The sequence below is a fragment of the Streptomyces clavifer genome, assembly GCF_036345975.1.
Classification (GTDB): Bacteria; Actinomycetota; Actinomycetes; order Streptomycetales; family Streptomycetaceae; genus Streptomyces; species Streptomyces clavifer.
The window spans coordinates 4,552,592-4,566,115 of the sequence record NZ_CP107793.1; the positions used below are offsets into that span (position 1 = coordinate 4,552,592).

Below are 13,524 nucleotides of genomic sequence, written 5' to 3' on the forward strand. Positions count from 1 at the left end.
CAGTTCGTTCGAGAGGACAGCTCAGCCCATGGCGAAGATTCTGAAGTTCGACGAGGACGCCCGTCGCGCCCTTGAGCGCGGCGTCAACAAGCTTGCCGACACGGTGAAGGTGACGATCGGTCCGAAGGGCCGCAACGTCGTCATCGACAAGAAGTTCGGCGCTCCCACCATCACCAACGACGGTGTCACCATCGCGCGCGAGGTCGAGCTCGACGACCCGTACGAGAACCTCGGTGCCCAGCTGGTGAAGGAGGTGGCGACCAAGACCAACGACGTAGCGGGTGACGGCACCACCACCGCCACCGTGCTCGCCCAGGCGCTCGTTCGCGAGGGTCTGCGCAACGTTGCCGCGGGCGCGTCCCCGGCCGCCCTGAAGAAGGGCATCGACGCCGCCGTGAAGGCCGTGTCCGAGGAGCTCCTCGCGACCGCCCGCCCGATCGACGACAAGTCCGACATCGCCGCCGTGGCCGCGCTCTCCGCGCAGGACAGCCAGGTCGGCGAGCTCATCGCGGACGCGATGGACAAGGTCGGCAAGGACGGTGTCATCACCGTCGAGGAGTCCAACACCTTCGGTCTGGACCTCGAGTTCACCGAGGGCATGGCCTTCGACAAGGGCTACCTGTCCCCGTACATGGTGACCGACCAGGAGCGTATGGAGGCCGTCCTCGACGACCCGTACATCCTGATCCACCAGGGCAAGATCGGCTCCATCCAGGAGCTGCTCCCGCTGCTGGAGAAGGTCATCCAGGCCGGCGCCTCCAAGCCGCTCCTGATCATCGCCGAGGACGTCGAGGGCGAGGCGCTCTCCACCCTCGTCGTCAACAAGATCCGTGGCACCTTCAACGCCGTCGCGGTGAAGGCCCCGGGCTTCGGCGACCGCCGCAAGGCCATGCTCGGCGACATCGCCACCCTCACCGGTGCGACCGTCATCGCCGAAGAGGTCGGCCTCAAGCTCGACGGCGCCGGTCTGGACGTGCTGGGCACCGCCCGCCGCGTCACCGTCTCGAAGGACGACACGACCATCGTCGACGGCGGCGGCGACTCCGCCGACGTCAAGGGCCGCGTCAACCAGATCAAGGCCGAGATCGAGTCCACGGACTCCGACTGGGACCGCGAGAAGCTCCAGGAGCGCCTCGCGAAGCTGGCCGGCGGCGTGTGCGTGATCCGTGTCGGTGCCGCCACCGAGGTGGAGCTCAAGGAGAAGAAGCACCGTCTGGAGGACGCCATCTCCGCGACCCGCGCCGCGGTCGAGGAGGGCATCGTCTCCGGTGGTGGCTCCGCTCTGGTCCACGCCGTCAAGGTCCTCGAGGGCAACCTCGGCAAGACCGGCGACGAGGCCACGGGTGTCGCGGTCGTGCGCCGCGCCGCCGTCGAGCCGCTGCGCTGGATCGCCGAGAACGCGGGCCTCGAGGGTTACGTCATCACCTCGAAGGTCTCCGAGCTCGACAAGGGCCAGGGCTTCAACGCCGCCACGGGCGAGTACGGCGACCTGGTGAAGGCCGGCGTCATCGACCCGGTCAAGGTCACCCGCTCCGCCCTGGAGAACGCCGCGTCCATCGCGTCGCTGCTGCTCACGACCGAGACCCTGGTCGTCGAGAAGCCGGCCGAGGAAGAGGCCGACGCCGGTCACGGCCACGGCCACTCCCACTAGTACGGTCCGTACACAGCCGAGGCCCGGTGCCCCCGTCGCGGGGGCGCCGGGCCTCGGCCGTTCCCGTGGGCCGGCTCCGCTACTTCGGTCCGTACGTCCGGCCGGCGCGGGACGTCACTCCGCCGAGCAGGCCCCGGGGCGCCACCTTCACCAGGCCCATCAGCGCCTTGTACCGGGCGTCCGGCACCGACACCGTCCTGCCCCGGGCCAGATCCGCCAGGGCCGCCGTGACCAGCTTGTCCGCGTCGAGCCACATCCAGTCCGGGATGTTGCCCGTGCCCATCCCGGCCCGCTCGTGGAACTCGGTCCGCACGAAGCCGGGGCAGAGGGCCATCAGCCGGACCCCCGACCCCGCCAGGTCCTTCGCCGCGCCCTGGGTGAACTGCACGACCCACGCCTTCGACGCCCCGTACGTCCCCCGCGGCAGGAAGGCCGCCACCGAGGCCACATTGATCACTCCGCCGCGCCCGCGCTCCCGCATGGCGGCCGTCCCGGCCGAGGTCAGCCGCAGCACCGCCTCGCAGTGCACCTTCAGCATCGTCAGTTCATCGGCCATGGACACGTCGAGATAGCGCCCCTTGTTGCCGAAACCGGCGTTGTTCACCAGCAGGTCGACGGGGCTCACGCGGTTCGCCAGCCGTGCTTCGACCGCCTCGATCCCGGAGTCCGTCGACAGGTCGGCCGTCAGTACCTCGGCCTCGATGCCGTGCCGGTCGTGCAGCTCCGTGGCCTGGGCCCGCAGCCGCTCCGTGTCACGGGCCACCAGCACCAGGTTGTGCCCGTCACCCGCGAGGCGCCCTGCGAAGGCGGCCCCGATCCCCGCCGTAGCGCCCGTAATCAGTGCAGTCGTCATATGCGGCACGTTAGCGGCCCGCGATCGCGGGCCGCCCACCCGCCCGGAGGATGGTCACACCCCCCGGGCCGCCACGTACTCCCGCGCCTTGCGCAGCGCCTCGGGGTGCAGCGCGGACCCGGCGGCGAGCAGGCGCGGCAACAGGTCCCGCTCGGTGGTGACGGCCCGGAACTGCAGCGCCGCCGTCACCTCGTGGTCGGGGCGGTGCACGATCTCGACCGGATCGCCGGCACGGATCGTCCCCGGCTCGATCACCCGCAGATACGCGCCGGTGGCCGCCTCGCGCGTGAACCGCTTGACCCAGCCCCGCTCGTCCAGGTGACCGGCGAACGTACGGCACGGAATACGGCCCGCCGTCACCTCGAGGACCAGCTCGTCGCCGACCCGCCAGCGCTCGCCGATCCGCGCGTGGCTCACGGAGATGCCGGACGTGGTGAGGTTCTCGCCGAACGAGCCGTTGGGCAGGGGACGGCCGAGCTCCTTCTCCCAGGAGTCGAGCTCCTCGCGCGCGAAGGCGTACACCGCCTGGTCCGAGCCGCCGTGGTGGCGCAGGTCGCACACCGAGTCCCCGGCCAGCCCGCTGCCGCCGATGCCCTTGGGGCCGGGGTCGGTGACCCGCACGGGGCCGTCGGCGGGACGCTTGTCGATCCCGGTGAGCCCGTCGGCGTACGCGGCGGCCTCGGGGCGGCCCAGATTCACGGTCAGCAGCTTCATGCCGTACACGCTAACGAGTCCCCGCCCAAAGGTGCTCATGAATATCCGCACGACTCTACAAGAAGCGCTTATGGTGGAGGGATGATCGAAGCCCGTCACCTCCGCGTCCTGCGGGCCGTGGCCACCACCGGTTCCTTCTCCGCCGCCGCGCGCGAGCTGGGCTGCACCCAGCCGGCGGTCAGTCAGCAGATGAAGGCACTGGAGTCCTCCGCGGGCACCCCGCTGCTGATCCGCACCGGGCGGGAGATGCGGCTCACCGAAGCGGGGGAGGCGCTGGTGCGCCACGCCTCCGGCATCCTCGCGGGGCTGACCGCGGCCGAGGAGGAGGTCGCCGCGATCGCCGGGCTGCGCGCCGGAAGGGTCCGGCTCGTGTCGTTCCCCAGCGGCAGCTCCACGCTGGTGCCCGGAGCCCTCGCCGCACTGCGGGCCGCCCACCCCGGCACTCAGGTCTCGCTCGTCGAGGCGGAACCGCCGCGCTCGGTGGAGATGCTGCGCGACGGCGACTGCGACATCGCGCTGGCGTTCCGGTACGGGGCGACCGGTGACGAGTGGGAGGACCTCGTGGTGCGCCCGCTGCTCACGGACCGGCTGATCGGGCTGCTTCCCGAGGGCCACCGGCTGGCGGGAGCGGAGACCGTGGGCATCGGCGAGCTGGCCGAGGAGTCGTGGATCGCGGGCTGCCCCCGCTGCAGGCGCCAGCTGGTCGAGGTCTGCGAGACGTCCGGATTCACCCCCCGGATCGACTTCGCCACCGACGACTACCCGGCGGTGATCGGCCTGGTCGGGGCCGGCCTCGGCGTGGCGGTCCTGCCGGCGCTGGCCATCGAGTCCGTACGCCCCAAGGGGGCGCGCACCGTCACCGTGGAGCCGGCCGTGGAGCGGGAGATCGTCGCGCTGACCCTGCCGGACCTGGCCCGGGTCCCGGCCGTGGCCGCCACCCTGGACCAGCTTTCGCGGGCGGCCGCGCGCTGAGCGCGTGTGTCACCGCGTACCTGGTGCGCGCGTCCGACGGAGGGCGCGCCAGATCTAAAGAAACGTTTCTGCGTTCACTGGGCCGTGCGAGGTGTCAGGTGTCCCCGGACCCCTGGGCGGTGCCGTTCGCATGGGTGGAGATCAGACGGTTGCGGGCGCGGCCCATGAGCTCCTCGCGTTCGTCCTCGGTCAGGCCGCCCCACACACCGTAGGGCTCGCGGACCGCGAGCGCGTGCGCGGCGCACTCGGCGCGGACGGGGCAGCGCATGCAGACCTCCTTGGCCGAGGTCTCACGGGCGCTCCGAGCCGCCCCGCGCTCTCCTTCGGGGTGGAAGAACAGCGAGCTGTCGACCCCGCGGCAGGCAGCCAGCAGCTGCCAGTCCCACAGGTCTGCGTTGGGCCCGGGAAGGCGGGAGAAATCTGCCATTGCGTGTCCCCTCGAAACCTTGCTGCGTCGGAAACGGCAACCTCGACCGTCGTCGACCGCCGGGGTGATCCTTGTGGCCGGTGTTCCGACCGTACATCTACGGTCTTAGTAGATGTAAATATGACTGATTGTGAATCTAGCCATAGACGCCAGCAAAAGGGAAGAAAAACCGCTAAATGGGGCACGCCTGGGGGTGATGCACCGGTTGACGGGTGAATGATCTCGCGTCGCTCTCCTCCGTGCGCGGCCCCTCACTTAGAGTGCCGAACCGAAGGCTTCGACCCGTAACTCTTTCGAGTGACCGTCGTTGAGAAGGGCGAGGCGGTTGACGGAGAGCGAGCTCGGGCACATGTCCGAGGGGGTCAACCGCACAGGTGACGACTTGTATCAGCCTGGAGGCTCAAGGTGACGCGCATCAGCTGCGGAGGACGGTCATGACATCCGTCCTCGTCTGCGACGACTCCCCGCTTGCCCGAGAAGCGCTCCGCCGCGCGGTTGCGACCGTGCCCGGCGTCGAGCGTGTGACGACGGCGGCCAACGGCGAGGAAGTCCTCCGCCGCTGGGGAGCCGACCGTTCGGATCTGATTCTGATGGACGTACGCATGCCCGGTCTGGGGGGTGTGGAGACGGTCCGGCGACTCCTCTCGGCTGATCCCGGTGCCCGGATCATCATGCTGACCGTCGCCGAGGACCTGGACGGCGTCGCGCTCGCCGTAGCCGCGGGCGCCCGCGGCTACCTGCACAAGGACGCCTCGCGCGCCGAACTGCGGGCCACCGTGACCCAGGCGCTGGCCGATCCGACGTGGCGGCTCGCCCCGCGCCGGCTGCGGTCCGCCGAGATGGGGGCGGCGCCGACGCTCACCGCGCGGGAGATCCAGGTGCTCGAAGGCATGAGCCACGGCCGCTCCAACGCGGAGATCGGGCGTGAGCTGTTCCTCTCGGAGGACACCGTGAAGACGCACGCCAGGCGCCTGTTCAAGAAGCTCGGGGCCTCGGACCGCGCGCATGCGGTGGCGCTCGGCTTCCGCTGGGGCCTGGTCCGCTGATGCCCCGGCGTGACCGGTAGCTGTTCGATCCCGTCCGCACACCGGCGGACGGGGCGACGGTGGCGGCGGACCTGCGGCCGGGCCCTCCCCACCAGCGCTATGTGACGCTTCCCGGCCGATGCCGCATCCTTGAGGTGTGGAGTTCCTCGGGAACGATTCGGTCCAGCGGAAGGGGAGGGCGCAGGGGATGACATCCGGCGCACCCGCTCATAACGCTTCGGTGCACAACTCGGGACGCGATGCCGCGGATCAGACGGCGTCAAGGCACCATGGTCCGATGCGCGACGACGAGACGACGGTGATCGGTGCTCTGGTGCACCGTGCCGTCGACGGCGACGCGCAGGCCACCCACGATCTGCTGGCCCATGTCCACCCACTGGCCCTGCGCTACTGCAGGTCCCGGCTGAACCGGCTGCCCGGTGATGCCCGTCACTTCGTGGAGGACCTCGCGCAGGAGGTCTGTGTCGCGGTGCTGATGGCGCTGCCGCGGTACAAGGACACCGGCAGGCCCTTCGAAGCCTTCGTCTTCGCCATCGCGGGCCACAAGGTCGCCGACCTCCAGCGGGCCGCGATGCGGCACCCCGGATCGACGGCCGTGCCCTCCGACGAGATGCCGGAGCGGCCCGACGACTCCCTCGGCCCCGAGGAACGCGCGCTGCTCAGCAGTGACGCGGCCTGGGCCAAGAAGCTTCTCGCCAATCTTCCGGAGAACCAGCGCGAGCTGCTGGTCCTGCGGGTCGCGGTCGGACTGACCGCGGAGGAGACCGGGCAGATGCTCGGGATGTCCCCGGGCGCGGTCCGGGTCGCCCAGCACCGCGCGCTGAGCAGACTGCGGGCCCTCGCGGGGCAGTGAACGGCTCGGACCGGCCCCGGCCGGTTCGTGGAAAGCCACGAAAACGTCAAGTGATCTTGATCGTGGAATGAGACACCCCGCGAGCCCGTTAGCATGGACATCCGCACCGATCAAGGCCATTTGGGGAAGGTGTCATGACTGCAAACGTCGACGGAGTGCCCGAGAAATTCGCGACGCTCGGGCTGACATACGACGACGTGCTGCTGCTGCCCGGCGCGTCCGACATGGCGCCCGATCAGATCGATACCTCCTCGCACATCTCGAAGAACGTCCGGGTGAACATCCCGCTGCTCTCCGCCGCGATGGACAAGGTCACCGAGGCGCGCATGGCCATCGCCATGGCGCGGCAGGGCGGCGCGGGCGTTCTGCACCGCAACCTCTCCATCGCCGACCAGGCCAACCAGGTCGACCTGGTGAAGCGCTCCGAGTCCGGCATGGTCACCGACCCGATCACGGTGCACCCGGACGCGACGCTGCGCGAGGCGGACCAGCTCTGCGCGAAGTTCCGTATCAGCGGTGTCCCGGTCACCGACGCCGCGGGCAAGCTGCTGGGCATCGTCACCAACCGTGACATGGCCTTCGAGTCGGACCGCGGCCGTCAGGTGCGCGAGGTCATGACGCCGATGCCGCTCGTCACCGGCAAGGTCGGCATCTCCGGTGTCGACGCCATGGAGCTGCTGCGCCGCCACAAGATCGAGAAGCTCCCGCTGGTCGACGACGCCGGGGTCCTCAAGGGCCTCATCACCGTCAAGGACTTCGTCAAGGCCGAGAAGTACCCGAACGCCGCCAAGGACAAGGAAGGCCGGCTGCTCGTCGGCGCCGCGGTCGGCGTCGCGGGCGACGCCTTCGAGCGGGCGCAGGCGCTCGCCGAGGCCGGTGTCGACTTCATCGTCGTCGACACCGCGCACGGCCACTCCCGCCTCGTCGGCGACATGGTCGCCAAGATCAAGTCGAACACCTCCGGTGTCGACGTCATCGGCGGCAACATCGCCACCCGTGACGGCGCCCAGGCGCTCATCGACGCGGGCGTGGACGGCATCAAGGTGGGTGTCGGCCCCGGTTCCATCTGCACCACCCGCGTGGTCGCCGGTATCGGCGTCCCGCAGGTGACCGCGATCTACGAGGCCTCGCTCGCCGCCAAGGCAGCCGGTGTCCCGGTCATCGGCGACGGCGGCCTGCAGTACTCCGGCGACATCGCCAAGGCCCTGGTGGCCGGCGCGGACACCGTGATGCTCGGTTCGCTCCTCGCGGGCTGCGAGGAGTCCCCGGGTGAGCTGATGTTCATCAACGGCAAGCAGTTCAAGTCGTACCGCGGCATGGGTTCGCTCGCCGCGATGCAGACCCGGGGCGACCAGCGCTCGTACTCCAAGGACCGCTACTTCCAGGAGGGCGTGGCCTCCGACGAGAAGCTGGTCCCCGAAGGCATCGAGGGCCAGGTCCCGTACCGTGGCCCGCTGTCCGCGGTCGTGCACCAGCTGACCGGCGGGCTGCGCCAGTCGATGTTCTACGTCGGCGGCCGGACGGTGCCGGAGCTCCAGGCCAACGGACGCTTCGTACGGATCACCTCGGCGGGGCTCAAGGAGAGCCACCCGCACGACATCCAGATGACGGTCGAGGCGCCGAACTACAGCAGGAAGTAACGCATCACCGCAGGTGAGGGGCGGACCGGGGTTCCCGGGACCGCCCCTCATGTGTGTGTCGGGGATACTGGTCAGCGCAGACGTAGAGGAAAGGCCACACCATCGTGACTGAGATCGAGATCGGGCGCGGCAAGCGCGGCCGCAGGGCATACGCGTTCGACGACATCGCCGTCGTGCCGAGCCGACGCACCCGTGACCCGAAGGAGGTCTCGATCGCCTGGCAGATCGACGCCTACCGCTTCGAGCTGCCCTTCCTGGCCGCTCCCATGGACTCGGTGGTCTCCCCGCAGACCGCCATCCGCATCGGTGAGCTGGGCGGCCTCGGTGTCCTCAACCTCGAGGGGCTGTGGACCCGGCACGCCGACCCGCAGCCGCTCCTCGACGAGATCGCCGAGATGCCCGTCGAGACCGCCACCCCGCGGCTCCAGGAGATCTACTCCGCGCCCATCCAGGAGGAGCTGATCGGGCAGCGCATCAAGGAGGTGCGCGACTCCGGTGTCGTCACCGCCGCCGCGCTCTCGCCGCAGCGCACCGCCCAGTTCTCCAAGGCCGTCGTCGACGCGGGCGTGGACATCTTCGTCATCCGCGGTACGACGGTCTCCGCCGAGCACGTCTCCGGCGCGGCCGAGCCGCTCAACCTGAAGCAGTTCATCTACGAGCTGGACGTCCCGGTGATCGTCGGCGGCTGCGCCACGTACACGGCGGCCCTGCACCTGATGCGCACCGGCGCGGCCGGTGTGCTCGTCGGCTTCGGCGGTGGCGCCGCGCACACCACGCGCAACGTCTTCGGCATCCAGGTCCCGATGGCCACCGCCGTCGCCGACGTCGCCGGGGCCCGCCGCGACTACATGGACGAGTCCGGCGGCCGGTACGTGCACGTGATCGCGGACGGCGGTGTCGGCTGGTCCGGCGACCTGCCCAAGGCGATCGCCTGCGGTGCGGACGCCGTGATGATGGGCTCGCCGCTGGCCCGTGCGACGGACGCGCCCGGCCGCGGCCGGCACTGGGGCATGGAGGCCGTCCACGAGGACGTGCCGCGCGGCAAGCTGGTCGACCTGGGTTCCGTCGGCACGACGGAGGAGGTCCTGACCGGGCCTTCGCACAACCCCGACGGCTCGATGAACATCTTCGGCGCGCTGCGCCGGGCGATGGCGACCACGGGCTACAGCGAGCTCAAGGAGTTCCAGCGCGTCGAGGTCACCGTGGCGGACTCGCAGCACCGCCGCTGACGCACCGGGTACGCATACGGGAGGGCCCGGACCACACCTGTGGTCCGGGCCCTCCCGTATGCGTACCCGGTGGTTACGCCGTGGCCTTCTTGGCGCCACCGAAGGCGGCGACCGGGCCCAGGGCCAGGAAGAGGTAGGTCATGAAGTCGGCCTCCTCCTTCCAGATGTCCATGACGTCACCGAAGTGGTCGAAGAAGACCTCGGTGAAGCCGACGCCGAGACCGTCGGCCAGGATCATCGACATGGCGACGAGCTGGCCCAGGAAGACGGCGCCCAGCGAGAACACGGCGCTCGCGACCGCGACGGCCGGGTTGGAGCCGCCGACCTTGCTCGCCACGAAGCCGACCAGGAAGCCGACACCGACGGCCGCGTAGCCGACCTCGCGCTCGATGGAGCCCGCGATGACGCCGTACAGGATCGCCGCGACGATCGCCGTACCGAGGGCGGTCAGGATGCCGAGGCCCAGACCGGAGCCGCCGCGGGGGGCGGGGGCGGGCGGGTACGGGGCGCCGCCGCCGAACTGGCCGGGCTGCTGGCCGGCGAACGGGTTGCCGGTGGGCGCGCCCTGCTGCTGGCCGCCGAACGGGTTGCCGGTCGGGGCTGCCGGTGCGCCCGCGTAGGGGTTGCCGTCAGCCGGGGTGCCGGGCTGCTGCTCCGCCGCGTACGGGTTGCCTGCGGCGGGCTGACCGCCGCCGTAGGGCTGCTGCGGCGGGTTCGGCGGCTGCACGGGCTGGCTCATGATGGATGTTCCCCCTGGGACCGATGCGCACGGCTGTGCGAGATGTGACGCCGCAGGCTAGCAGTCCACGCCGACAGGGCCCACCGGAATCCTTGGGGGGACTGGCTCGTGGGTCCTTGCCCTAGAGCCGGTGCGCGGCCCCCGCCGGAGTGGCTCCCCGTGTGTCCAGGAGGAGTTGGGCCTTCACGGCCAGCCCCTGGAGGTCGTAGGTGCGGTGGTGCTGGAGCAGCACCGTCAGGTCGGCTCCGGCGGCGGCCTCGTACAGCGAGTCGGCGCGCGGGACGGGCAGTTCGCGCACGCGCCAGTCCAGTACGTGGGGGTCGTGGTAGCCGATCTGGGCGCCCATGTCCATCAGCCGGGTCGCGATCTCGCGGGCGGGGGAGGCCTCCTGGTCGGCGAGGTCCGGCTTGTAGGTGACGCCGAGCAGCAGCACCCTGGCTCCGCGGACGGACTTGCCGTGCTCGTTCAGCAGGGTGGCGCAGCGCTGGATCACGTAGCCGGGCATCCGGTCGTTGATCTCCTTGGCCAGCGAGACCATGCGCAGCGGGTGGCCGGGGGTGCGGCTGCTGTACGGGAGGCAGCCGGGGTCCATGGGGGCGCCGTGGCCGCCGACCCCGGGGCCGGGGCGGAACGGCTGGAAGCCGAAGGGCTTGGTCTCCGCGCACCGGATGACGTCCCAGAGGTCGACGTCGAGGTCGTGGCAGAGCACCGCCATCTCGTTGACCAGTGCGATGTTGACGTGCCGGAAGTTGGTTTCGAGGACCTTCGTCATCTCGGCCTCCCGCGGCCCGCGGGCCCGGACGACCTTGTCGGTCAGCCGTCCGTAGAAGGCGGCTGCCGACTCGGTGCACGCGGGGGTGAGGCCGCCGATGACCTTGGGGGTGTTGGCGTAGACGTGGGTGCGGTTGCCGGGGTCGAGGCGGCCCGGGGAGTGGGCGAGGTGGAAGTCGCGTCCGGCGCGCAGGCCCGAGCCCTCCTCCAGGAGGGGCCGCACGAGGTTCTCCGTGGTGCCGGGCGGCACGGCCGATTCCACCAGCACGGTGGTGTGGGGGCGAAGCCGGCCGGCGAGTGCGCGGGCCGCGTCGGACACGGCGGAGAGGTCCAGGGTGCGGTCGGGTCCCAGGGGGGTCGGGGCGCAGATCGCTGCGGTACGGACCCGGCCCAGCTCGGCCGGGTCCGCGGTGGGACGGAATCCTCCCGAGAGCATCCGGCGGATGTCGGAGGCGCTGAGGGACCCCTCGACCGGGGTACGGCCTGCGGAGAGCTCCTCGTACGGGCGCGGGTCGGTGTCGTAGCCGACGGTGTGGATTCCGCCGGCGACGGCGGCTTGGGCGAGGGGCAGGCCGAGGTGACCGAGTCCGATGACAGCGAGGTCTGCGGGCATGTCGAGGGCCGTCCTTCCCTAAGACCAAGAAGACAGAAAGCGCAACTGCTGGGGACAGCGCAATGTCAGACTAGGAGTAAATATGACCTATATGTCGCATTCTGTGGCTCTCATCGACCGAGTGTTGTCCACAGGCGGTGGCTGAAGTCGCGGTCCGCGGACAGAATCGAGAGGTGGGCACGGGCGCCCGGCCTCTCGGCCGGTGCCGCTCCGTGCCGGACCAGCCTGATCCACCGGGAGTACCGGGAAAACCGGGAGGCAGCAGTGAGGACAGCGACACTGGGACCGGCCGAGCGCACCCAGGCGCTCGCAGCGATGGCCGAGCGGGAACTGGACGTGCTGGTCGTGGGGGCGGGGGTGGTCGGTGCAGGGACCGCGCTGGACGCGGTCACCCGAGGACTTTCCACCGGACTGGTCGAGGCGCGGGACTGGGCGTCCGGGACGTCCAGCCGGTCGAGCAAGCTGATCCACGGCGGGCTGCGCTATCTGGAGATGCTGGACTTCGCGCTCGTACGGGAGGCGCTGAAGGAGCGCGGGCTGCTGCTGGAGCGACTGGCCCCGCACCTGGTCAAACCCGTTCCCTTCCTTTACCCCCTGCAGCACAAGGGCTGGGAGCGGTGGTACGCGGGCTCGGGCGTCGCGCTGTACGACGCGATGTCGGTGTCCTCCGGCCACGGCCGCGGCCTGCCGGTGCACCGCCATCTCTCGCGCCGCCGCGCTCTGCGGGTCGCGCCCGCGCTGAAGAAGGACGCCCTGGTGGGCGCCCTGCAGTACTACGACGCCCAGATGGACGATGCCCGCTTCGTGGAGACCCTGGTGCGTACGGCCGCTGGGTACGGCGCGCAGGTGGCGAACGGGGCGCGCGTGATCGACTTCCTGCGCGAGGGCGAGCGGGTCGTCGGCGCCCGGGTGCAGGACGTCGAAGAGGGCGGGGAGTACGAGGTCAGGGCCAAACAGGTGGTCAACGCCACCGGTGTGTGGACGGACGACACACAGGCGCTCATCGGCGAGCGCGGGCAGTTCCATGTGCGGGCGTCGAAGGGCATCCACCTCGTCGTTCCCAAGGACCGCATCCACTCCTCGACCGGTCTGATCCTGCGGACCGAGAAGTCCGTGCTCTTCGTGATCCCGTGGGGCCGGCACTGGATCATCGGCACGACGGACACCGACTGGGACCTGGACAAGGCCCACCCGGCCGCCTCCAGCGCCGACATCGACTATCTGCTCGAGCATGTGAACTCGGTGCTGAACACCCCGCTGAGCAGGGACGACGTCCAAGGGGTCTATGCGGGGCTGCGGCCGTTGCTGGCCGGCGAGTCGGACGCCACGAGCAAGCTCTCGCGCGAGCACACGGTGGCCCATCCGGCGCCCGGGCTCGTGGTCGTCGCGGGCGGCAAGTACACGACGTACCGGGTGATGGCGAAGGACGCGGTGGACGAGGCCGTGCACGGCCTCGACCAGCGGGTGGCGGAGTGCGTCACGGAGGACGTCCCGCTGCTGGGCGCCGAGGGCTACCGGGCCCTGTGGAACGCGCGCGCGAGGATCGCCGCCCGGACCGGACTGCACGTGGCCCGGGTGGAGCACCTGCTCAACCGCTACGGCTCGATGACCGAGGAGCTGCTGGACCTGATCGCGGAGGACGCGTCGCTGGGGCAGCCGCTCGCGGGCGCGGAGGACTACCTGCGGGCCGAGGTCGTCTACGCCGCGTCGCACGAGGGCGCCCGTCACCTCGACGACGTACTGACGCGGCGCACCCGGATCTCCATCGAGACGTTCGACCGGGGCACCCGCTGTGCGCGCGAGTGCGCCGACCTGATGGCGACGGTGCTGGGCTGGGACACCGGCCAGGTCGAACGGGAGGTCGAGCACTACCGCAAGCGGGTGGAGGCGGAGCGGGAGTCGCAGCGGCAGCCGGACGACCTGACGGCGGACGCGGCGAGGCTGGGGGCGCCGGACATCGTGCCCCTCTGAAACCGTCGCCGACCACGCGGTCGCCGGCGGCCGGCCGGCCGCGTG

Annotated in this window: 12 protein-coding genes; 7 read left to right on the top strand and 5 right to left on the bottom strand. The window is 70.7% G+C overall.

Annotated features, from left to right (window positions below; translation table 11 throughout):
* Positions 1-28: 28 nt before the first annotated feature.
* On the top strand, positions 29-1,651 hold the full coding sequence (gene groL / locus OG927_RS20045; RefSeq protein ID WP_056796472.1) for a chaperonin GroEL: 1,623 nt from the start codon (positions 29-31) through the stop codon (positions 1,649-1,651).
* 79 nt (positions 1,652-1,730) lie between these two features.
* On the opposite strand, the gene OG927_RS20050 is transcribed toward groL, so the two are convergent.
* Both OG927_RS20050 and OG927_RS20055 read right to left on the bottom strand, forming a co-directional pair.
* Positions 1,731-2,504, bottom strand: coding sequence for an SDR family NAD(P)-dependent oxidoreductase (locus OG927_RS20050; protein ID WP_056796469.1), 774 nt, complete (start codon positions 2,502-2,504; stop codon positions 1,731-1,733).
* Between the two features lie 54 nt (positions 2,505-2,558).
* Positions 2,559-3,218, bottom strand: coding sequence for an MOSC domain-containing protein (locus OG927_RS20055; RefSeq protein WP_056796465.1), 660 nt, complete (start codon positions 3,216-3,218; stop codon positions 2,559-2,561).
* An 81-nt stretch (positions 3,219-3,299) separates the two neighbouring features.
* Between OG927_RS20055 and OG927_RS20060 the strand changes: the two genes are divergently transcribed.
* Complete coding sequence (locus OG927_RS20060) at positions 3,300-4,190, top strand: LysR family transcriptional regulator (RefSeq protein ID WP_056796461.1); 891 nt, start codon at positions 3,300-3,302, stop codon at positions 4,188-4,190.
* A gap of 94 nt (positions 4,191-4,284) precedes the next feature.
* Here OG927_RS20060 and OG927_RS20065 read toward each other — a convergent pair whose 3' ends face one another.
* A complete protein-coding gene (locus OG927_RS20065; protein ID WP_056796459.1) occupies positions 4,285-4,617 on the bottom strand; it encodes a WhiB family transcriptional regulator in 333 nt (110 codons plus the stop codon).
* A 434-nt stretch (positions 4,618-5,051) separates the two neighbouring features.
* On the opposite strand from OG927_RS20065, the gene OG927_RS20070 reads away from it, so the two are divergent.
* From OG927_RS20070 to OG927_RS20085, 4 genes are all read left to right on the top strand, one after another.
* The gene (locus OG927_RS20070; RefSeq protein WP_003948568.1) at positions 5,052-5,663 is read left to right on the top strand and encodes a response regulator transcription factor; all 612 of its coding nucleotides are present in this window, start codon (positions 5,052-5,054) and stop codon (positions 5,661-5,663) included.
* Positions 5,664-5,940: 277 nt separating this feature from the next.
* Entirely contained in the window at positions 5,941-6,516 is a 576-nt protein-coding gene (locus OG927_RS20075; protein WP_056796454.1) for a sigma-70 family RNA polymerase sigma factor, read from the top strand.
* 134 nt (positions 6,517-6,650) lie between these two features.
* Positions 6,651-8,156: an IMP dehydrogenase gene (guaB, locus tag OG927_RS20080; protein WP_056796451.1), complete on the top strand. Its 1,506-nt coding sequence runs from the start codon at positions 6,651-6,653 to the stop codon at positions 8,154-8,156.
* 104 nt (positions 8,157-8,260) lie between these two features.
* Positions 8,261-9,385 (top strand): GuaB3 family IMP dehydrogenase-related protein, encoded by a 1,125-nt coding sequence (locus tag OG927_RS20085; RefSeq protein ID WP_056796448.1) that lies wholly within the window; start codon positions 8,261-8,263, stop codon positions 9,383-9,385.
* A gap of 73 nt (positions 9,386-9,458) precedes the next feature.
* Here the strand turns inward: OG927_RS20085 and OG927_RS20090 are convergent, their stop codons facing one another.
* The gene (locus OG927_RS20090; RefSeq protein WP_056796444.1) at positions 9,459-10,124 is read right to left on the bottom strand and encodes a hypothetical protein; all 666 of its coding nucleotides are present in this window, start codon (positions 10,122-10,124) and stop codon (positions 9,459-9,461) included.
* 121 nt (positions 10,125-10,245) lie between these two features.
* Positions 10,246-11,508, bottom strand: a complete 1,263-nt coding sequence (locus tag OG927_RS20095; RefSeq protein WP_056796441.1) for a nucleotide sugar dehydrogenase — start codon at positions 11,506-11,508, stop codon at positions 10,246-10,248.
* 264 nt (positions 11,509-11,772) lie between these two features.
* On the opposite strand from OG927_RS20095, the gene OG927_RS20100 reads away from it, so the two are divergent.
* Positions 11,773-13,479: a glycerol-3-phosphate dehydrogenase/oxidase gene (locus tag OG927_RS20100; protein WP_056796438.1), complete on the top strand. Its 1,707-nt coding sequence runs from the start codon at positions 11,773-11,775 to the stop codon at positions 13,477-13,479.
* Positions 13,480-13,524 lie beyond the last annotated feature (45 nt).